Annotated in this window: 18 protein-coding genes; 14 read left to right on the top strand and 4 right to left on the bottom strand. The window is 58.4% G+C overall.

Going from position 1 to position 21,611, the window contains the following annotated elements:
* The first annotated feature begins 8 nt into the window (after positions 1-8).
* From HMPREF9166_RS05245 to HMPREF9166_RS05210, 8 genes are all read left to right on the top strand, one after another.
* Positions 9-548 carry a TlpA disulfide reductase family protein gene (locus HMPREF9166_RS05245; RefSeq protein ID WP_009443025.1) on the top strand — a complete coding sequence of 180 codons (540 nt, stop codon included), beginning with the start codon at positions 9-11 and terminating at the stop codon, positions 546-548.
* Between the two features lie 27 nt (positions 549-575).
* The gene (locus HMPREF9166_RS05240) at positions 576-1,259 is read left to right on the top strand and encodes a cytochrome c biogenesis CcdA family protein (RefSeq protein ID WP_009443024.1); all 684 of its coding nucleotides are present in this window, start codon (positions 576-578) and stop codon (positions 1,257-1,259) included.
* 121 nt (positions 1,260-1,380) lie between these two features.
* Positions 1,381-1,914: an ECF transporter S component gene (locus HMPREF9166_RS05235; protein WP_009443023.1), complete on the top strand. Its 534-nt coding sequence runs from the start codon at positions 1,381-1,383 to the stop codon at positions 1,912-1,914.
* A 53-nt stretch (positions 1,915-1,967) separates the two neighbouring features.
* Complete coding sequence (locus HMPREF9166_RS05230; RefSeq protein ID WP_009443022.1) at positions 1,968-2,873, top strand: choline/ethanolamine kinase family protein; 906 nt, start codon at positions 1,968-1,970, stop codon at positions 2,871-2,873.
* A complete protein-coding gene (locus tag HMPREF9166_RS05225) occupies positions 2,873-3,799 on the top strand; it encodes a DMT family transporter (RefSeq protein ID WP_009443021.1) in 927 nt (308 codons plus the stop codon). Before HMPREF9166_RS05230 ends, HMPREF9166_RS05225 begins: the two co-directional genes overlap by 1 nt.
* Positions 3,800-3,814: 15 nt before the next feature.
* Entirely contained in the window at positions 3,815-4,627 is an 813-nt protein-coding gene (locus HMPREF9166_RS05220; protein WP_009443020.1) for an NTP transferase domain-containing protein, read from the top strand.
* Positions 4,628-4,733: 106 nt separating this feature from the next.
* Positions 4,734-6,380 (top strand): hydroxylamine reductase, encoded by a 1,647-nt coding sequence (gene hcp, locus HMPREF9166_RS05215; RefSeq protein ID WP_009443019.1) that lies wholly within the window; start codon positions 4,734-4,736, stop codon positions 6,378-6,380.
* Positions 6,381-6,583: 203 nt separating this feature from the next.
* Entirely contained in the window at positions 6,584-7,261 is a 678-nt protein-coding gene (locus HMPREF9166_RS05210) for a hypothetical protein (RefSeq protein ID WP_254655007.1), read from the top strand.
* Between the two features lie 23 nt (positions 7,262-7,284).
* On the opposite strand, the gene HMPREF9166_RS05205 is transcribed toward HMPREF9166_RS05210, so the two are convergent.
* The 4 genes from HMPREF9166_RS05205 to HMPREF9166_RS05190 are packed head-to-tail and all read right to left on the bottom strand — an operon-like array spanning position 7,285 to position 12,210.
* A complete protein-coding gene (locus HMPREF9166_RS05205; RefSeq protein ID WP_009443017.1) occupies positions 7,285-8,904 on the bottom strand; it encodes an ABC transporter ATP-binding protein in 1,620 nt (539 codons plus the stop codon).
* Positions 8,905-10,422: an ABC transporter substrate-binding protein gene (locus HMPREF9166_RS05200; protein ID WP_009443016.1), complete on the bottom strand. Its 1,518-nt coding sequence runs from the start codon at positions 10,420-10,422 to the stop codon at positions 8,905-8,907.
* A 22-nt stretch (positions 10,423-10,444) separates the two neighbouring features.
* Positions 10,445-11,284 carry an ABC transporter permease gene (locus HMPREF9166_RS05195; RefSeq protein ID WP_009443015.1) on the bottom strand — a complete coding sequence of 280 codons (840 nt, stop codon included), beginning with the start codon at positions 11,282-11,284 and terminating at the stop codon, positions 10,445-10,447.
* Positions 11,278-12,210 carry an ABC transporter permease gene (locus HMPREF9166_RS05190; protein WP_009443014.1) on the bottom strand — a complete coding sequence of 311 codons (933 nt, stop codon included), beginning with the start codon at positions 12,208-12,210 and terminating at the stop codon, positions 11,278-11,280. Before HMPREF9166_RS05190 ends, HMPREF9166_RS05195 begins: the two co-directional genes overlap by 7 nt.
* Positions 12,211-12,465: 255 nt before the next feature.
* Between HMPREF9166_RS05190 and serA the strand changes: the two genes are divergently transcribed.
* From serA to HMPREF9166_RS05160, 6 genes are all read left to right on the top strand, one after another.
* Positions 12,466-14,046 carry a phosphoglycerate dehydrogenase gene (serA, locus tag HMPREF9166_RS05185; protein WP_039981069.1) on the top strand — a complete coding sequence of 527 codons (1,581 nt, stop codon included), beginning with the start codon at positions 12,466-12,468 and terminating at the stop codon, positions 14,044-14,046.
* 144 nt (positions 14,047-14,190) lie between these two features.
* Complete coding sequence (gene htpX, locus HMPREF9166_RS05180) at positions 14,191-15,060, top strand: zinc metalloprotease HtpX (RefSeq protein WP_009443011.1); 870 nt, start codon at positions 14,191-14,193, stop codon at positions 15,058-15,060.
* A gap of 385 nt (positions 15,061-15,445) precedes the next feature.
* A complete protein-coding gene (gene deoD / locus HMPREF9166_RS05175; RefSeq protein WP_009443010.1) occupies positions 15,446-16,153 on the top strand; it encodes a purine-nucleoside phosphorylase in 708 nt (235 codons plus the stop codon).
* A 228-nt stretch (positions 16,154-16,381) separates the two neighbouring features.
* Positions 16,382-16,987: an AAA family ATPase gene (locus HMPREF9166_RS05170; RefSeq protein WP_006689985.1), complete on the top strand. Its 606-nt coding sequence runs from the start codon at positions 16,382-16,384 to the stop codon at positions 16,985-16,987.
* Between the two features lie 12 nt (positions 16,988-16,999).
* Positions 17,000-18,421 carry a glycoside-pentoside-hexuronide (GPH):cation symporter gene (locus tag HMPREF9166_RS05165; protein ID WP_009443009.1) on the top strand — a complete coding sequence of 474 codons (1,422 nt, stop codon included), beginning with the start codon at positions 17,000-17,002 and terminating at the stop codon, positions 18,419-18,421.
* 54 nt (positions 18,422-18,475) lie between these two features.
* A complete protein-coding gene (locus HMPREF9166_RS05160; RefSeq protein ID WP_009443008.1) occupies positions 18,476-21,607 on the top strand; it encodes a glycoside hydrolase family 2 TIM barrel-domain containing protein in 3,132 nt (1,043 codons plus the stop codon).
* Positions 21,608-21,611 lie beyond the last annotated feature (4 nt).

Raw genomic sequence — 21,611 nt, 5'->3', positions numbered from 1 at the left:
GAACAACAATGAAGAAGTATACAATATGTTTGGCGGCATTCGTCGCACTCAGTGTGTTCACGGGCTGCGGAAGCAGCAGTGCGGCCGATGAAGGGCGTGCTGCGGGCGCGCAGACGCAGGAGGCGCAGAATGCAGGACACGGGCTCGTGGGGGAGGCGGCACCGAAGTTTGCCGTGAAGAATCTCACGGGCGAGGACGTTGCTGTCGAGGCGAAGGGCAAGCCCTACATCATCAATTTCTGGGCGACGTGGTGCCCTCCCTGTCAGGCAGAGATCCCCGATCTCGCGGCGTTCTATGCGACGCATCGGGAGACGGTGGATTTCTATGCCGTCAACTTGCAGGAGGAGGCCCCCGCAGTTCAGAAGTTTTTGACGGAGCGGCAGGCAGAGCTGCCCGTTGTACTGGATGCAAAGGGGGAGGCGGCGGCGCTCTACGGCGTGCGTGCCATCCCGACAACGGTTGTCGTGAATGCAGAGGGAACGGTGATCTACCGCAAGACGGGCGGCGTGACGAAGGCGGAGCTGGAAGATGTCATCAATAAATACTGATAGCCTCGTCGTTGGAGGGCACACCGCATGGAACTGACCCTCCTCGGCGGCGCATTCCTCGCGGGCGTGCTTTCCTTTCTCTCCCCCTGCGTCCTGCCCCTTCTGCCGACCTTTTCCCTGATTTTGGCGAAGAATAGCCGACAGGACGGGCGGGAGGCACAGCGTCTCTACGTCAATACAGCGGCATTTCTGGCAGGGTTTACCGTCGTCTTTGTCCTGCTTGGGGCGACGGCATCCCTCCTCGGCGCATGGCTTTTCTCCTATCAGGAGATCTTGCGGCAGGGCGCGGCGCTGCTCGTCATACTCATGGGACTCTTCATGACGGGATGGATCCGCATCCCACTCCTTCTGCGCGAGTATCGCCCCTTTCAGCGGCGCGGCTTTGACGGCGTCGGCGGGGCATTCCTCCTCGGGTGTGGCTTTACACTCGGCTGGACGCCGTGCACGGGTCCTGTGCTCGCAACGATCCTGCTTTATGCAGGCAGCGCGGCGACCGTCGGGGCGGGGGCTCTGTTGCTCCTCGTCTACAGCATGGGCTTTGCCGTGCCGTTTTTCCTCCTCGCTGTGATTTGGCGGCGCCATATTATGAAGCTGCGTGGCTTCTATCAGTATCTGCCGCGCATTCAGCAGGCAGCGGGCGTCGTGCTTATCCTCCTTGGTATTCTGCTCTGGGCGGATGGACTAAGCTATCTCGTTCGGATTTTGTCTTAGGGAATCGCTAATTTTATCCATGTTGTTTGAACCAACGGTCTTCCTTCAATATGAGGGGAGACCGTTTTCTCATTGAAGTTTAAGACAGTGTGTGGTATGGTATAGTATAGACAGTGTATTCATGGAGGTAGATATGAAAACATACGAAAGAAATGCCGCAGGATTTTCCATGCGTGAGATTGTCTTTACGGGGCTGATGACAGCTCTTGTCTTTGTGGCGACCTATGTGCCGCATATACCGATTCCGCTCGGCTACGCGCATCTCGGCGATGCCGTGATCTTCCTGCTCGCCGTGCTTGCACCGCGCCGCAGCGTCCTTTTCGCCGCGTGCCTTGGCTCAGCGATGGCGGATATTTTCGGCGGCTTTGCACTGTGGGCAGGGCCGACCATCCTCATCAAGCTCATCATGGCGGAGATCGTCTGCCGTTTGGTACGAAGCAGTGCTGTTCCGGCGGGACGCGCGCGGTGCGCGGCGGCCTTTCTCCTCGCAAGCCTTTGGATGGCGGCAGGATATACCCTCGCAGGAGCCATCCTCTACGACGGCATGGCGGCGGCACTTGCCTCCACACCGGGGCTCATTGCCGAGGGTATCGCGAACAGCATCCTTGCACTCCTTCTGGTGCCTGCCCTTCGAGAGCATATTCCGCGGTGGTGACAGCGGAACAGTAGGGTACAGGAAAGTGCTTCCCTAATGCGCAAGAAAGAGGAATGGATTCGATGAATGAGTCACAGGAGCAGTTGATCCGACGGACGATTCGCCTGCATTTTGGGCAGAGTGCCGCCAAAGGGATTCTTCTGCCGCTGAAGGAAGGCATGACAAATGATTCGTTCCTCTTTACCGCGGATGGGAAAAAGTATATTTTTCGCTGCAATGGAGAGGGGACGGAGCGCCTGATCGACCGCGAAAACGAGAAGGCAGTCTATGAGCTCCTGGCTGACACGGGCATCACGGAGCGCATCGTGACACTAAGTACGCAGCCGGGGTATAAGATTTCGCGTTACTATGAGCACTCCCATGTCTGTGACCCCCATAATGAGCAGGAAGTTACTTCCTGCATGGAGGCACTGCGTTCTTTTCATGAGCGCAGGCTGCGCGGAGTGAAAGTATTTGACCCGTTTGCCGAGCTCCTCTTTTATGAGACGCTGATGCCGGAGAAGAAATGCAGATGCAGTGTGTACCGCACGGTGCGCGAGCAGGTCTTTTCTCTTCGCCCTTTTGTTGCTTCATTTTTGGCGGGGGCGGAGATACTCTGTCACATTGATGCAGTTTCGGATAACTTTCTCTTTGTGGAGGGAAGGGAGCGGCCTTATCTGATCGATTGGGAGTATGCAGGGCTGTCGGATCCGCTGATTGACATCGCCATGTTCGCCATCTATGCCGACTATCATGAAGATGAGACAGAGCAGCTCATCGCGGCGTACTTCCCGGAGGGCTTTGATGCGCTGCTGCGTGCACGTGTCCATACCTATATGGCGGTGGGAGGACTTCTCTGGTACGATTGGAGTGTCTATAAAAGCTCGCTCGGCGTGACGTTCGGCCCATACGAGGAGAGTCAGTTCCGCTTCGCTAAGGAATACGCCGTCAAAGCGCGGAAAGAGTGGGAGATGCTGTGATGGTACGGTATCCGATGTGGGTGATGCTCGGCGTTGTGAGCGGGCTTCTCTGGGGATGCAACAACTATCTGTATAATGTTGGTGCGACGGCAGCAGGAGCGGGATTTGCCGTCGGCATCGCTTTTCCTCTTGCCTGTACGGCAGTCAATGATGCGAGCGCGGCAGTTTTTCTGCTCCTTATGAACGGTTTTCGCGGCACTTTGCATTCGATGCGTATGGTCATCAGCCGTTCCGGTGCTTTTCTTTGTGCTGCCGCACTGCTTGGCGGGCCGATTGGACAACTCTCCTACTGCCTTGGCATCCTGTGGGCGGGACCGACCTATGCGCTGGCGCTCTCGGCCCTCTATCCTGTTGTTGGCTGCCTTTTGGCGCGCCTGCTCCTGCATCAGCAGGTCACCCTGCGCATGGGGATTGGTATCGTTCTTGCTGTTGCCGGCGGAGTGATCACGGGGGCTGTGCCACCGGATCGTGCGCCGCTGCTCCTTCTCCCGGGGATGGCGTGTGCGCTCCTTGCCGCCCTCTGCTGGGGCGGTGAGATTGTGCTGGCTGTACGCGGCATGGCGGACATCGAGCCGGATCTTGCCATCACGCTGCGTGAGTGCATCTCAGGAATGGTTTTGCTGGGGATCACACTGGTCTTTTTCTCGGACGATGCTCTTCTGAATGCACTCTCCGCAGCTTCTCTGTCCTTTATGACCCTAGCCGCCGCGGGCGCTGTTGCGGGCGCGTCCTATTTTCTCTGGTATGCGGTCAATCGTGCCATCGGCTGTGCGCGCGGTATGGCGACGAATGCGACCTATATTATATGGGGCGTATTGCTGCAATGGGGCATTGCCGGGGCGGAGATCTCGGGACAGATGGTGCTGGGCTGCGGCCTCGTCTTTCTCGGAGTCCTTCTTGTATCGCTGTATCCGCATTCTGAATGAGCCGATGATTGAGGCATGGGAGACGATATGACCAAAGATGCATTTGATGCGGCAATCGCATCGCTTGATGCGGATGATGCCGTGCGGCGGGCACAGGCAGCGGAACGCCTTGCCCCCTATCGCGTGACAAATGCGGTGCTGATGGCGGCGGGTTATGGCAGTCGTCTTGCGCCCATCACAGACCATACGCCGAAGGGGCTTCTGCGCGTCCGCGGTGAGGTGCTGGTCGAGCGTCAGATCGCACAGCTCCGCGCGGCGGGAATTGCAGACATATTTCTCGTCGTCGGATATCTGAAGGAACAATTTTCCTATCTGGCATCGGATCCGCACATTCATCTGGTTGACAATGAGGACTATCATTGCTGCAACAATACGTCGTCCATTTTTCGTGTGCTCGACGTGCTCGATAATACCTATATATGCTCGGCAGACAATTACTTTACGGAGAATGTTTTTACACCGTATGTCTACCGCTCCTACTATGCGTCGGTGTATGGCGATACACCCAGCGAGGAGTACTATCTCACCGTGGACGGCAATGGACGCATCACCGAGGTGCAGATCGGTGGAGCGCATGGATGGTATATGCTCGGGCAGGCATACTTCTCGCGGGCGTTCAGCGCGCGTTTTGCTGCGCTCCTGCGCGAGGTGTATGAGCAGGATCCATCCGTGCGCGGTCTGCTCTGGGAGCAGTTCTATATGCGCCATATTGAGGAACTCGCGCTTGAGCGGCGTGAGTTCCCGGACGGCATCATTTATGAATTTGATACATTGGCGGATATACAGGCGTTTGATGAAGGATTCCCAGTGGACTATTACATAAACTGAGAACTACTATTGATTATTCTCTAGTAACATATGTTACGTCGATGGAGTATTCCCTTTGCTATAATCGGACACAAGAAATGTGGATTTTCGCAAAGGAGAGTTATCTATGGATGCTAAGATGTTTTGTTTTCAGTGTCAGGAGACGGCTGGCGGCAAGGGCTGCACAGTGCAGGGCGTCTGCGGCAAGAAACCGGATGTCGCGGAAATGCAGGATCTCCTCGTCTATGTCACGAAGGGGCTTGGTGCGGTGACGACGGCGCTGCGTGCGGCGGGCAAGAAGGTCTCAGTGGAGACGAATCACCGCATTACGATGAATCTGTTCGTGACGATCACGAATGCCAATTTTGACCGCGAGGCGATCATGGATGTGATCGAGGAGAGCCTCGCGCTGAAGGCACAGCTCCTGCGTGAGCTTGGCGATGTGTCGAGTCTCCCGGCGGCGGCGCAGTGGACGGGCGCGCGTGCGGACTTTGCGGCGAAGGCCAAGACGGTCGGCGTGCTCGCAACGGAGAATGAGGATGTGCGCAGTCTGCGTGAGCTGACGATGTACGGCCTGAAGGGACTTTCGGCGTACATGGAGCATGCAAACGCACTCGGTTATGAGAATGAGGAAGTGGATGCGTTCCTGCAGAGCGCCCTCGCAAAACTCCTCGACGATTCGCTGGACGGCGATGCGCTGACGGCGCTTGTCCTTGAGACGGGCAAGTGGGGCGTTGCGGGCATGGCGCTCCTTGACAAGGCGAATACGGAGAGCTACGGCAACCCCGAGATTTCGAAGGTGAAGCTTGGCGTCAGAAACCGCCCCGGCATTCTCATCTCAGGTCATGATCTCAAGGATCTCGAGCGTCTCCTCGAGCAGACGAAGGGGACGGGCGTCGATGTCTACACGCACGGCGAGATGATCCCTGCGCACTACTATCCAAAGTTCAAGAAGTACGACAATCTCGTCGGCAACTATGGCAATGCGTGGTGGCAGCAGAAGGAGGAGTTCGAGAAGTTCAACGGGCCGATCCTCATGACGACGAACTGCGTTGTGCCGCCGAAGGACAGCTACAAGAACCGTCTCTTCACGACGGCGGCGGTCGGTGTGGAGGGCTGCACACATATTCCCCTCGTGAACGGCGAGAAGGATTTCACGCCTGTCATCGAGTGCGCGAAGAAGTGTGCACCTCCGACGGAGCTGGAGACGGGCGAGATCGTTGGCGGGTTTGCCCATGAGCAGGTCTTTGCTGTGGCGGACAAGGTAGTCGAGGCCGTCAAGAGCGGCGCGATCAAAAAGTTCGTCGTGATGGCGGGCTGCGACGGCCGTATGAAGTCGCGTGAGTACTATGCGGACTTCGCTGAGGCACTGCCGAAGGATACGGTGATCCTGACGGCCGGCTGCGCGAAGTACAAGTACATCAAGAAGAATCTCGGCGACATCGGCGGCATTCCGCGTGTGCTTGATGCGGGGCAGTGCAACGATTCCTACTCGCTTGCCCTCATCGCACTGAAGCTGAAGGAAGTGTTTGGTCTCGACGATGTGAACAAGTTGCCCGTGGTATACAATATCGCGTGGTATGAACAGAAGGCGGTTATCGTTCTGCTTGCCTTGCTCCACCTCGGCGTGAAGAACATCCACCTCGGTCCGACGCTGCCCGCATTCCTTTCGCCGAATGTGGCAAAGGTGCTTGTGGAGACGTTCGGCATCGGCGGCATCACGAATGTGGCGGATGACATGAGAGCGTTCGGTATCGAGGGTGCGGCGGTATAAGCCAGCCATCATTGATTTTTGAAAAAAGCGTCTGTCGTGCATGGCAGACGCTTTTATTATTGTTGTGTTTATGATATGATACGTATGATAGAGAGATTAGAAAATGTAAGGAGGAGGTTATGCAGAGGTTCAGGAGGTTTTTTCGTATTGCACAGATATTATGGGAGAATCTGCGTGCATTTCGTCCGCCAGCGGCCTTTTTGGTGATCGGTCTTTTTTGCTGTGGATTTATCCAAGATTTTGGCTCTGCCTATGTCGCTGTCCTGATGGCGCTCCTCACGCTCTTGGTCTATTTCCTCGGGCGCAGGCTTGGCGACTGGGGCCAGTTGATGATCGGCATCGCTTTTTCGCTCTGTGTGGTCGGAGCCATGACGGCATCGATCTTTATCGGGTATTTTTTCTATTCCGATTTCTCGCCGAATGGGCGGGAGAACTATGCGGAGATACGGCGCGATTTTTTCCCGCATGAGATTCCGTCGACAGCGTATGATGTCACGGTGTGGAGCCGCGTCAGCTTTGGGCGGGGATGGGATGAGTCGTATCTTTCCTTTGGTGATACGAAGGAAAATATCCGCAAATATGAGCTGCAGGGGCGCGAGCGCTCAGAACTGCGCACGCGGCATCCCTATGTCAACAATACGATCCGTGTGCCGCGGATCGTGGTGGACGAGAGCAAGGTGCTTCCGCGCTTTGCCGCGCTTCCGCTTTGGCAGCGCATTTTCTTTGACTATACGCCGCACCCGGCGAAGTGGGAGGAGCTGACGGGGAAGTATGCCTTCTATGTGTGGAACAGCAGCGATGATTTTGACCGCCCGCGTGCGGATATCATCGGTATTTCTGAGGATGGCACGCATGTGATTTTTTACGCGGTGGGGAGATAGGGAGCTTGTTTATCAGTGCTTCCCTATAATACGGCGTGCAGCAGTTCCCTGGTATCGCTCTCGTGCGGTGCCCGCAGGATGTCTGCCGTTCTGCCCTGTTCGATGATGCGTCCGTGCCGCAAGATGAGGATGCGATCGGTGATGGAGCTGACGAGGGGGAGGTCGTGGGAGATGAAGAGGAGGCTCATGCCGTGCTCTTTTTGCAGGCGACGGAGGAGCGTGATGATTTTCTCCTGCACACAGGTATCGAGTGCCGAGGTCGCTTCGTCACAGATGAGGATGTCAGGGGATACTGCCATCGCGCGTGCGATGGCGGCGCGCTGACATTCGCCGCCGCTGATCTCGTGCGGGTATCGCGCGGCGTAGGAGGCCGGGAGTTCCACTTCCTTGAGGAGGGCGGCGACGCGGCGGTCGACGGACTGGGTATCGGACGGGCAGAGGTTACAGATGGTCTCGCCGATCGCTGCACCGATGCTGCGGCGTGGGTTGAACGAGCCATGTGCATCCTGAAACACCATCTGGATACGGCGGCAGAGCTCTTTGCGCACACGGCCCGATGCGCCGACGACGTTTTTCCCCGCGAGCAGGATGCGTCCCTCTGTCGGGGTGAGCAGTCCTGTGAGGAGCTTCGCTGCAGTGGTCTTTCCGCTGCCGCTTGCGCCGACGAGACCGAGGCGTTCGCGTTCATATAGGGAGAACGTCATGGCATCGATTGCCTGTGTCCGTGCGGCATCCTCATCAAAGTGCATGGAGACGTTTTCAAAGCGCAGGAGCGGAGGCCTTGCACAGGGCGTGCCTTTTTGGGGGATGACCTGTGTGTGGGATGAACTCGGTGATGGATCGCCAATCCGGGGGATAGAGAAAAGCAGATTCTGCGTGTCCGTACATTGCGGATGGATCAGCAGCTCCGCCGTTGCGCCCTGTTCGATGATGCGCCCGTCCTTTATGACGGCGGCACGGTCGGCGATGTGGCGCAGTACGCCGATATTGTGTGTGACGAGGAGCATCGCTGTGTCGTCCTCGTCGCGCAGGGTGCGCAGAATTTGGAGCATCTGCCGCTGGAGTGCGGCATCGAGTGCCGAGGTCGGTTCGTCGGCGAGCAGGAGGCGCGGCCGCAGGGCGAGTGCGAGTGCTATCGCGGCGCGCTGCGCCATCCCGCCCGACAGTGCGAAAGGATAGGCGTCGAGGATGTGATCGGCGTCGGTAAAGCCCATGCGGTGCAGGAGCTCTGCCGCGCGTTCCGTGATCTCCGCATCTGTGAATGTGCCGTGTGCCCGCAGCGCCTCGGAAAACTGTGTCCTGATGCGGCGCGTCGGATTCAGTGACGTATTTGCATGCTGAAATACGATGCCCATTTCCGCCCCGCGCAAACGGCGGTAGTCTTCCGCTGTGCACGCAGCCAGGTCGCGCCCGTCGAATCGGATCGTGCCCGCGCGGCGGATAAGCCCCGTTTCGCGTATGCCCATGATTGCCTTGAGCAGGGTGGATTTTCCGCTGCCGCTCGCGCCGACGATGCCGAGCACCTCGCCCGGCGCGACTTGCAGGGTGATGTCGTGCAGGATGGCACTGTCCCCGTACCCTGCGCATAGCCCGTCGATGCGCAGGAGGGGAGGCGTCCCATGACATTCGAGTTTTTCAGCCATTTATTCTTTGTCCAGGTCTTTGGTGACCTGATAGTAGTCCGAGGGAGTAGAGAGGAGACCGCTCACACCCTTTGCCATGCCGACCTGCATGGTGTTGAATCCGATGAAGTCCATCGCGCGATCGTCGATCACCTGCTGCTGGATCTGGTTGACGAGCTGGATGCGCTGTGCGGGATCAAAGGTGACCGCGAGCTGCGTCAGGGCCTGATCTGCGGCGGCACTGCGGTAGTGCCCATAGTTGGCGACGCCCATACTGCCCACCGCATCACGCAGGAAGGCGTAGGGGTCGCCCGTCGGCATGGTGACGACGGAGTAGATACCGAGGTCAAAGTCGCCGCTGCTAAAGAAGGTGGACTTCTCGTGCGGATGCACCTCGATCTTTATCCCGACACGGCGGAGCTGCGCCTGCATCTCCGTAGCGATGGCCTCAGAGGAGAGACGGCGGTAGATACTGAGACCGATGACGAGCGGAACGCCGTCCTTTTCGACGATGCCGTCTCCGTCGCTGTCCTGATAGCCCGCCGCAGCGAGGCATGCATGCGCCTTTGAGAGATCATAGGAAAGCGGCGCCGGGGCGCGGTAGGGCGTCGATGGGAGAAAGGCTCCGCTCGCGGCGGTCATTGCACCCTTGAGGTACTGCGTTCCGATGATGTCCTTGTCGATGCCGCACATGATCGCCGTGCGCACGGCTGGATCAGTGAGACGGTCGAGGTTCATATAGAGCTGGTAGACGCGTGTCTGCGGCGTGCGGACGAGGGTGAATTTGTCCGATGCGGCAATCGTCTCCGCGTTCTCGGGACTGAGGTCGAGGGCGGCGTCGATCTCTCCGCTCTCGAGGGCCATGGCGAGGGCGGCAGGGTCGGGAATCTTTGTGTAGGTCACCCCGTCTGCACGTACCGTACCATCCCAGTAGTGCTCATTGCGTGTCATGACGGCGGAGAGGTACGGCTCGTAGGAGGCGAGGGTGAATGGCCCCGTGGCGACGGGCGCCTGGTCAAAATCCTCCGTGCCTGCGACATCGAGGATGATGGCGTACGGGTCACAGAGGTCGTTCACCAGTGTCGCATACGGTTCTTTTGTCCGGATGACGAGGACGTCTCCATCCGCTGTGTACTCTGCCCCGCGAAGCCATGCGGCGCGCTGATTGATCTCCGCCGTGCGCTGCAGAGAGGCAGCGACTTTCTCGGCGGTCATTTTTTCCCCATTGGAGAAGACAACGTTATTTTTTAGCGTGATGCGCCAGTCGGTTGGGCTGATATTTTCGGCACGCTCTGCCAGCCATGGCTGCGGACGCATCTCGTCATCCAGACGAAACAGTGTCTCGCCGATGCCGCAGCGCAGAACGAACCAGCCTGCCCACTCCTTTGCGGGATCCATCGTACTGTCCGTTACGTCGAGCGTTCCGCCGACATGGATGATTTTTTTCCCGGTTGCCGCATTCTGTGTGCCGCAGCCGAGGAGGGCAAAGGAGAGCGCGGCGAGTCCGAGTGCGCATAGGCGGTTGAGCATCTTGTTCATTGTTCTTCCTCCTGTGGGAAAATCATAGCTTTCGCATCTTTGGGTCGAGATGGTCGCGCAGGGCATCACCGAAGAGATTGAATACCATCATGACGGAGATCATGACGATGCTCGGTGCAAGTGCTGCCCACGGTGCCTGCCGCAGATATTTTTGTCCCTCGCTGATCATGGCGCCCCACTCGGCATCGGGAATTTTGACGCCGATCCCGAGGTAGGAGAGCGCGGCAAGCCCCATCATCATCGTACTGATGTGCATGACGGCAGTGGTGATGAGCGTCCCCGCGATGTTCGGCAGGATGTGCACGAATAGAATGCGCATCCTGCTGCACCCCGAGAGCCATGCCGCCTGTACGTATGTCTCTTCTGCTGCTGCCAGCGTCATGCTGCGCGCGAGGCGTGCGTACTGCGTCCATGTTGTCAGCATGAGGGCGAGGATGGCGTTCATCAGTCCGCCCCCGAGGATGCCAGCGACGGCGATCGCGAGGATGAGGCTCGGAAATGCCTGCACGATGTCCGTTATACGCATGAGCAGGGCACCCGTGCGTCCGCGGAAGAACCCGGCGAGGAGTCCGATGAGACTGCCGCCCGTGCCTGCGATGAGGATGATGAGCAGAGCGGCGCCGATGGATGTCCTTGCGCCGAAGAGGATGCGTGAGAGGAGATCTCTGCCGTAGTTGTCCGTTCCGCAGGGGTGTGCAGCGGCCGGCGGCTGCAGGATCAGCTGCGGATCGGTGGCGTACGGATCGTATGGGGCGAGCTGTGCTGCAAAAAGACTGACGACGAGGATGAGTACCGATGCGACCGCGAGGAGACGCAGGAGAAGCGGGGCTTTATGCGCGGCAAGCATGGCCTTCCTCAACATCCCCTGATCCTCGGGTTGAAACGGCGATAGGAGAGGTCGGTGAGCAGGTTGACGACAAAGTAGGCTAGTGCCATCCAGACGACGGCCGCCTGGATGACGGGGTAGTCACGGCTGCTGATCGCCGCCATGAGGAGACTGCCGACGCCGGGGCGGTTGAAGAGTGTCTCGATGATGACCACGCCGCCGAGCAGAGAGCCGACGGAGATGGCGGTCAGCGTGATGACGACGCCCATGATATTTTTGAGGACATTTCCAAATAGAATGCGGCGTTCGGGTATTCCGCGCGCGCGCAGGCCGATGATGTAGTCCTTGGCGAGCTCGTCGAGGGCCACCGCGCGGATCTGCCGAATGTAGCGTGCCGACATGATGAGCGCGAGCGCCGCCGTCGGCAGCACCATGCCGATGGGGGAATTGCCGGCGAGCACGGGGATCCATCCGAGCTGATAGGAGAACAGAAACATGAGGAGAATGCCGACGATGAAGCTCGGCACGGCATTTCCGATAAAGGTGAGGAAACGGACGGTGCAGTCCAGCGCACTGTTCCGATACGCGGCAACAGCGATGCCGAGCGGCAGGGAGATGAGGAGCGTGAGCAGCATCGCACTGCCTGCTATAGTGAGCGTGTAGGGGAGCGCCTGCAGGAGCAGAGCGGAAACGGGGCGGTCACTGCGGTAGGATGTCCCCATGTCTCCGTGGAGAAAACGCATGAGCCAGTCGCCGTACTGGACGGACAGCGGGCGGTCGAGCCCCATCTCCGTGCGCATCTGTGCTGCCGCTGCGGGATCGACGGCGATGCCGCCCAGCGAGAGACGCACGCTGACGGGGTCGCTCGGTGCAAGGTGAATCAGCGTGAAGGAGAGCACGGTGATGCCGAAGAATACGGGAATAAACTGTGCGCAGCGGCGCACGAGAGCGGATAATGTCATGTGTGCCTCTTTCCACGAGAAATATCATAGAAGGTTTTCCTGTCTTACCAGATGAAAATTAGTATATCGTCACGCGTCGAACATTGTCAACGAGAAATAAAAATATTCCATACCATTTGATAATTCTTCTCAGAATAATACGATATGTATATTGTGAAGGAGTACGGTCGTCTGCCGAAAAGATTTGACCTGTTTTCTTCTTTTGTCTATAATAGGGGCGTTACTGTGTATGATAGGACGGGGGAGGGCATACGGATGAAGATTTTGGCTGCGGATGGGATTTCACCTGAGGGAATCGGCCTTTTGACGGACTATGAGGTCGATGTGCGCGATAAGATCTCGCATGAGGAACTGCTGGATGTGATCGGAGACTATGATGCGCTGATGGTACGCTCGGCGTCGAAGGTGACGGCGGACGTCCTGGAACGCGCGGGGAAACTGAAGATCATCGGGCGCGCGGGCGTCGGTGTGGACAACATTGACGTAAAGGCGGCGACGGAGCGCGGCATCATCGTCATCAACTCGCCGGGCGGCAATACGATTGCCGCGACGGAGCATACAGTCGCGATGATGCTCGCCATGGCGCGCAACATCCCGACAGCGGATGCGACCATGCACGCGGGGCAGTGGAACCGCAAGGCATACGTCGGCGTTGAGCTGCGCGGCAAGACACTCGGTGTCATCGGCATGGGGCGCATCGGCGGCGGCGTCGCAAAGCGCGCCCTCGCTTTTGACATGAATGTGATCGCCTATGATCCCTACATCAACGAGGAGCGGGCAAAGGCACTCGGCGTGACCGTCGGGACGCTCGATGACATCATCGAGCAGGCGGACTTCATCACGGTGCACATGCCGCTCACGAAGGAGACGCGCGGCATGATCTCCATGGCGCAGATGCGGCGGATGAAGCAGGGCGTCCGCCTCGTGAACTGCGCGCGCGGCGGCATCATCAACGAGCACGATCTCGCCGAGGCCGTGCGCGAGGGAATCGTCGCAGGGGCGGCGATCGACGTGTTTGAGAGTGAGCCGCTCGCGGAGGACAGCCCCCTGCGCAGCGTGCCCGGCATCGTCCTCACGCCGCACCTCGGCGCGTCCACGGTAGAGGCACAGATCGGCGTCTCAGTGGACGTGGCAAAGGGCATCCGTGCCGCACTGCGCGGTGAGCCAGTGCTCGCGGCGGTCAACATGGCACCTGTCTCAAAGGAAGTCATGCGTGTGATCCGCCCCTACATCGCGCTCGCCGAACAGCTCGGGTGTACAGCGTGCTCTCTCGCCGAGGGACCCATCTCGCAGGTCGAGGTCGTCTACAACGGCGAGATCACTGAGGTCAATACGAGCTTCCTCACGACGGCCATTCTCAAGGGGATGCTCAACCCCATCCTCGAGAGCGAGATCAACTACGTCAACGCACCGAGTGTGGCGAAGTCGCGCGGCATCAAGGTCTCTGAAATTCGCGAGAAGGAGACGTCGCACTACTCGACGCTCATCACCGTGCGCGTGACGGCATCAGGCGGCACTTCCGAGGTGCAGGGCGCGCTCTTCGGTGAGGAGGGGCGCATCGTTCGCATCAACCGCTTCCGTGTCGACGTTGACCCGCACGCACGCATTCTCATCTGCCCGCACATCAACCGCCCCGGTGTCATCGGCACGATTGGCTCGATCATGGGCGCGGCAGGCATCAACATCTCCTCTATGCAGGTGGGAAAGTCCGATCGCAAGGGTATGAACATCATGGTACTCACCATCGATCACGACATCTCCGACGATGTACTTGCGCGCGTGCTCGCCGTCGAGGGCATCTTTGATGCAAAGTTGGTCAATTTCGATGCAATTTAAGGAATCGTTGATGAAATGGGGGCTGCCAGATTGGCGTATCCTTTATCAGCGATTCCCTGCGAAGATTTCAGCCTTTTTCCATAAATGCACTGTATGATATAGTCAAAAGGACAAAGATTTGACAGATAAAGGAGAAATGAAGCTATGAACACACTGAAAACAACAATGCTCATGGCGCTCCTGATGGCGCTGATGGTCGCCCTTGGCGGCGTATTCGGCGGACATACAGGCATGACCATCATGCTCATCATCGCGGTTGGTATGAACTTCTTCTCGTACTGGTTCTCCGACAGCATGGTGCTCCGCATGTACAATGCCCGGGAGATTGACCGCACGGATGCGCCGGAGCTCTACGGCCTGGTCGAGAAGCTCGCGGAGAACGCGGGGCTTCCGATGCCGCGCGTCTGCATCATCAATGAGGACGCGCCGAACGCATTTGCGACGGGGCGCAATCCGTCCCATGCGGCTGTCGCCGTTACGACGGGGCTGATGCGCGTCCTCGACTACAACGAGATCTCGGGCGTGCTCGGGCATGAGCTGGCACACGTCAAGCATCGCGACATCCTCATCTCGACCATCGCCGCGACGATGGCGACCGTGATCTCCTACGCGGCGAACATCGCCCAGTTTGCGGCGATCTTCGGCGCGGGACGCTCGAGCGACGACGACCGCGGCGGCATCATCGGAATGATCGCAACGGCGATCATCGCCCCGATTGCGGCGGCGCTCATCCAGATGGCGATTTCGCGTTCGCGTGAGTACAGCGCGGATGAGGGCGGCGCAGAGATCTGCGGCAACCCGAACTACCTCGCAGCGGCACTCGAAAAGATCGAGTACTATGCCGTGCACGGCGCACCGCTCCCAGAGGCGACGCCGGAGACGGCACACATGTGCATCATCAACCCGTTCGCGGGACATGACTTCTCGTTCAAGAGCCTGTTCTCGACGCATCCCGCGACGGCGGAACGCATCGCGCGTCTGCGCGAGCAGGCACAGCGGATGCACATTCGCTGAGTGTATGTAAGAGTCTCGGACACCGATTCCTGTGGTGTTCGAGACTTTTTGCATTCCATTTAGGAATCGCTGATAAAATGAAGTCCGTCAGATTGGCGTAGATTTTTTCGTCCGATTGAGGAGGCAAACCGGACGCATAGCCAAAGCTATGTGGAGGATCGCGGGCAAAAAGCGGGCAAAAAAGATGCGCTAAGATGACGGTGCTGAATTTATCAGTGCTTCCTTTATTGCGTTTGCCCTGACATCATCATATAATGAAAGCCTAGCAGGAGGAGGATGGTATATGCTCGCAAAATCGGCGAATCTGCATGCGCGTGTTGATCCAAGGATCAAGGAGGAGGCAGAGCTTGCCGCAGATGATGAGGACTAAGGAAGGAGAACGATAATGAGTTCACTGCATATTGCTGCCGAAAAGGGAGAGGTCGCGGAGCGCATCCTGCTGCCGGGTGATCCGCTGCGTGCGAAGTACATCGCGGAACATTTTCTCGATGGGGCGAAGGAGTACACGTCCATCCGTAATATTCTCGGGTATACGGGGACATATCATGGCGTACCCGTCTCCGTACAGGGAACAGGCATGGGGATGCCGTCGATCTCGATCTATGTGAATGAGCTGATGGACTGCTACGGCGTGCAGAAGCTCATCCGCGTCGGCACATGCGGCGGGATGCATGAGAAGATAAAGCTGCGCGACGTGTTCATCGCACAGGGCGCGACGACGGACTCGGGCATGATCCGCAGCATCTTCGGCAGTTCGATCAACTATGCGCCGCTCGCGGACTACGAGCTTCTCTCTGCCGCCGTGGAGAATGCAAAGCGCATGAATCTCCCCGTGCGCGTCGGCAATGTGATCTCCGTTGACCGCTTCTACGATGAGGAGATCGACAACAACAAACTCCGCGCCTATGGTGTGCTCGCTGTGGAGATGGAGGCGGCGGCACTTTACACCCTTGCGGCAAAGTACGGGCGGCAGGCACTCGCACTCTTTACCGTGAGCGATCATCTGCTGACGGGCGAGAAATGCACGGCGGAGGAACGGCAGACGACGTTCAACGATATGATCAAGATTGCCCTTGAGACAGCAGTCGGGTAATAGACAAAGACAGCATCACACAAACAGCGCACGGGAACGCGATTCTCGTGCGTTATTTTTGTGTGGAAACGTAATCATTTTTTCGCGATTTCAAAAAGAAAACGTTTGCATTTTTGAAAAACATATCGTATAATAAAAACCGTAAATGTAAACGTTTACTATAGCGGTTTTGGAAGGAGCGACATCGCGCGCATAACGATGCTGCATCCATTTAAAGGAGGGAACTGCATGGAGGAGAAGAAGTTCATCATCACGGTCGGCCGTCAGTATGGCTGCGGTGGCCGTGAGCTCGCTGAGATTCTTGCGGAGAAACTCGGCGTGCATCTCTACGATCGTCAGATCGTGCACATGGCGGCGGCAAAGCTTGGGATCAACGATCTGAACGAGAGGGATCTCTTGGAACTCGAGAATACGGTGAAACCGCTCTCGTCACGCTTCATTCCGTTTCATTCCTTTGGCATGGCGATGGGGGAGTCGAGTCAGGGGATGTTCATGGCAGAGTCGAATGTCGTGCGCAAGCTCGCAGATGACGGCCCGTGCATTTTCCTCGGCCGCTGTGCGGACTATGCACTGCGCAAGCGCGACGATGTTTTTTCGATCTTCGTCTGCGCAGATGATGAGTTCCGTGAGGAGCGCGGACGGACGGTCTACGAGGGGAAGTCGCTGAAGGAGCTGAACCGCGAGAACGAGAAGCGCGCGCGCTACTACGACTACTACACGGGGCGCAAGTGGGGCGACGGCGCGAACTACGATCTCGTGGTCAAGACGGGGCGTGCACCGCTTGCGCAGATCGCGGACGGCATCATCGCCTATATGCATGCGGTAAAGGGGTAAGGAGGAACTCTTATGGCATCTCCGAAGAGCAAGTTCTGGTCACGCATCGCCTATGCCTGCGGTACGTTCGGGCACGATGTGTTCTACATGATGCTGGCGACGTACTTCATGATTTTCGTCACGAGCAATCTGTTCCACTCCGACAACCATGAGCACGATGCCTATATGATCGGCATTGTGACGACGATCATCCTCGTTCTGCGTATCGCCGAGCTGTTCATTGATCCCTTTATCGGCAATACGATTGATAAGACCAAGACGCGCTGGGGCAAGTTCAAGCCGTGGGTGCTCGTCGGTGCATTCGTTGCGGCGATCTCGCTCGCGATTCTCTTCACGGATATGGGCGGCCTGACGGTGTCGAACCCGATGCTCTACCTCGTGCTCTTTGCTCTCATCTATCTCATCATGGACGTGTTCTACTCGGCAAAGGATGTTGCGATCTGGTCGATGATCCCCGCGCTCTCGTTTGACTCGCATGAGCGCGAGATCACGGCGACGTATGCACGTATCGGCTCGGTGTTCGGCGCGCAGATGATTACGGCGATTGTCATGCCCGTCGTCCTCTATTTCTCGCTGAATGAAAACGGCGGTGCAGGCGACGGGACGGGCTGGTTCGCCTTTGCCGTGATCGGCGGCGGCATTGCAACGCTCGGCGCGGTGATCCTCGGCCTCGGGACGAAGGAGGAGACCTCCGCCCTGCGCGAGAACAAGACGGAGACGTCGTTCAAGGATGTGTTCTCCATCCTGCTGAAGAATGATCAGCTGCTCTGGGTGGCGATTGCGTATCTTGTTTTTGTTCTTGGGCAGAATGTCATCAATAATTTCAACCTCTATTACTTTATCTATGTGCTCGGCGACGCGAAGCAGTTCTCGTTCCTCGGCGTGATCAATGTTATCATTGGACTGCTCGCCGTGGCACTCTTCCCGACGCTTACGATGAAGTTCAGCCGTCGGCGGCTTTTCTTCGGCTCGGTTTCGGTGATGTTGATCGGCATCATCCTCTATGCGCTTGCGGGGACGAGCGTCATCATGACGCTCTTTGCGGCCGGTCTCTTCGCCCTCCCGCAGCCGCTGATCTTCCTCGTCGTGCTCATGACGATCACGGATACGGTGGAATACGGTCAGCTGAAGCTCGGACATCGTGACGAGGCACTTGTCCTCTGCGTGCGTCCGCTGGTGGATAAACTTGCGGGCGCCGTCACGGGTGGCCTCATCGGCATCACGGCGATCTGGGTCGGCATGACGAGCGGTGCGACGGCGGCGACGATTACGCCGGAGAACCTTTTCAACTTCAAACTCGTGATGTTTGCGGCTCCGTTTATGCTCATCCTGATCGGTACGGTGATCTACCGCGCGAAGGTGACGCTGACGGAGGCGGAGCACGCACGCATTGTCGAGGAGCTCGAAGACAAGTGGCATGAGATGAATCAGTAATAGGATGGGAAGCGGTCGTTTGCGGCCGCTTTCTTTGCCAAATGGAGGTTTCTGATGAGCTTTGATTTCAGCAAACTGAGCGACCCGCGTTATTTCGCGGAGAATCGTCTGCCCGCCCACAGCGATCATCGTTTTTACCGCGATGAGACAGAGCTCGCGCGCGGTGTATCGTCCTTTGAACGTGCGCTTGGCGGTGTCTGGCAGTTCGCCTATGCACGGAACATCGACGCCATCCCGCAGGGCTTTACGGCAGCGGACTACGACTGCCATGACTGGGAGACGATCCATGTGCCCGCGCACATCCAGATGGAGGGGCATGGCGTCCCACACTATACGAATACGACGTATCCGTGGGACGGGCACGAGAGCATCGTGCCGGGGGAGATTCCGACGCGGGAGAACCCCGTCGGCTGCTATGTGAAGTACTTCGCCGTACCCGAGGGCTGGGACAATGTGTTCATCTCCTTTGCCGGTGTCGATGCGGCACTCGCCCTTTATCTCAACGGACATTTTGTCGGCTACAGCGAGGACAGCTGCACGCCGTCGGACTTCGATCTGACGCCGTATCTCGTGTCAGGCGAAAATAAGCTGGCGGCGATGGTGTTCCGCTACGCGAGCGCGAGCTGGCTGGAGGATCAGGACTTCTGGCGGTTCTCGGGGATCTACCGTGATGTCACGCTCTATACAAAGCCGCAGCACCACATCGAGGATGTCGCTGTCCGTGCAATGCCGATGGAACGGGACGGATACACGGACGGACAGCTTGATGTGCACCTCACGTTCGGTGATGCGGCAGAGAAGAACGTCGAGATCCTGCTCTGCGACGAGGATGGGGACTGTATATGGGAGGATGAGGCGTGCATCTTCGCAAAGACGCATACGATTTCGGGAGAGCCCTTCTGTGTGCACCTGTGGAGCGCAGAGTATCCTTTCCTCTATCATCTTCTGATTCGTGTGCGCGACGCGGCGGGGACGCTGCAGGAGGTCGTACGCATACGCGTTGGCTTCCGTGAGTTCTGCCTGCGCGACGGACTGATGCAGATCAACGGGAAGCGCATTGTGTTCAAGGGCGTCAACCGTCACGAGTTCGACTGCGACCATGGGCGGGCGATGGATCCTGCGCTCTTTGAGCAGGATCTCATCGCGCTGAAGCGTGCCAATGTCAACGCGATCCGCACGTCACATTACCCGAACAGCAGCCGCCTCTATGAGCTCGCGGATCTTTACGGCTTCTATGTGATCGACGAGACGAATCTCGAGACGCATGGCTCGTGGATGAGGAACGGCGCGTGCGAAAAGGATGCGAACAGTCTGCCGGGCGATCATGAGGAGTGGCTGCCCGCCGTGCTCGACCGTGCACAGTCGATGTACGAGCGCGACAAGAACCATCCGTGCATCCTGATCTGGTCGTGCGGCAACGAGTCCTGCGGCGGGCGCAATATCTACGAGATGAGCGCGTACTTCCGCCGTGCTGACCCCACGCGACTCGTGCACTACGAGGGGATTTTCTGGGATCGCAGCTATCCGATGTCGAGCGATATGGAGAGCCAGATGTATACGAAGGCGGCGGACATCGAGGCCTTTCTGAAGAAGCATCGGGACAAGCCTTTTATCGCGTGTGAGTACACGCATGCGATGGGCAACAGCTGCGGCGGCATGCACAAGTACACGGAGCTGGCAGAGCGCGAGCCGCTCTATCAGGGCGGCTTTATCTGGGACTTCGGCGATCAGGCGATCCGTCGGCGCGGACGCGATGGGGAGGAGGTATTCCTCTACGGCGGCGACTTTGGCGACCGTCCGTCGGACTACAATTTCAGCGGCAACGGCATTTTCTTTGCCGACCGCCGAGCGACGGCGAAGCTGCAGGAGGTGAAGTATAACTATCAGGACTTCACCCTGCGCCCTGCATGGAACGGGGTGGAGATCGAGAACAAGAGCCTCTTCTCCGATGCGGCTCTCTATGAGCTGCGGATGACGCTCCTCCTCGACGGGCGAAAGGTCTGGGAGACGCGGCAGCTGGGACATTCCGTGGCGCCCGGAGAGACGAAGTTCATTGATATGGCATTCTCCAAGATGCCGTATCTCGGCGCAGGGGAGTATGTGCTGACGGCGTCGCTCTGCCTGAGGTATGAGGAGCTGTGGGCACCTGTCGGCTATGAGATTGCCTTTGGACAGGCGGTCGTCGTACCGCCCGAAGGAGCGGCAACGCGCCTCTTGGATGTTCTCGAGAGCTGTGATGCCGCACCATACTGCGTGCCGCTTGGCGCCTGCGGAGATCTGCGCATCGTCGTGAGCGACATCAACCTCGGCGTGCAGGGGGCGGGCTTTTCCCTCATGTTCTCGAGTGCGCAGGGAAATCTCGTCTCCTACCGCTATGGCGGGCGCGAGCTGATCGAGGAACTGCCGCAGCCGAGTTTCTGGCGTGCGCCGACGGATAACGACTACGGCTGCGGTGCGCCGGCGGATACGGCGCAGTGGAAGCTCGCGAGTCTCTACCGCCGCTGCACGCAGATCGCGTGGAGCACGGACGATGCGCCGCTCACCGTCATTGACGGCTATTTTGGTAAGACGGGAACAGGCGAGCGGCGTGCCGCGCGCGTTACCGTGCGCTTTACCTATGCACTCGCGGCACAGCCCGCCGCCCATTGCACGGTCACGTATACGGTGGACGCTGCGGGCGCGGTGGATGTCGCACTGGACTACGAACCGACGGACGGGATGCCCGCGCTGCCGGATTTTGCGATGCTCTTTACGCTCGCGGCGGACTATGACCGCATCCGCTACTACGGCTATGGCCCGAAGGAGAACTACGCCGACCGCCATCGCGGTGCGCGTCTCGGCATCTACGAGAGCACGGCGGCAGAGGAGGTCGAGCCGTATCTGCGCCCACAGGAAACGGGCAATCATTGCGGTGTGCGCTGGATCGAACTGCGCGACCGCAGCGGACACGGGCTGCGCCTCACGGGGGCAGAGCCCATGGAGGCGTCGGCGCTGCCCTATAGCCCGCACGAGCTTGAGAATGCGCGTCACGCATACGATCTGCCGCGCAGCGCGCACACCTATCTGCGTGCATCGGCGGGGATGTGCGGCGTCGGCGGCGACGACAGCTGGGGCGCTCCTGTCCTCACGGAGTATACACGTCCGAATGCAGCGCGGCATCTGCGCTTTACGATGCAGGGAATCTAACGAC

Source organism: Selenomonas sp. oral taxon 149 str. 67H29BP (genome assembly GCF_000146365.1).
In the GTDB taxonomy this organism is placed as follows: Bacteria; Bacillota; Negativicutes; order Selenomonadales; family Selenomonadaceae; genus Centipeda; species Centipeda felix.
The sequence above is the reverse complement of the archived record's forward strand: the minus strand, read 5'-3'. Positions and strand labels throughout refer to the sequence as shown.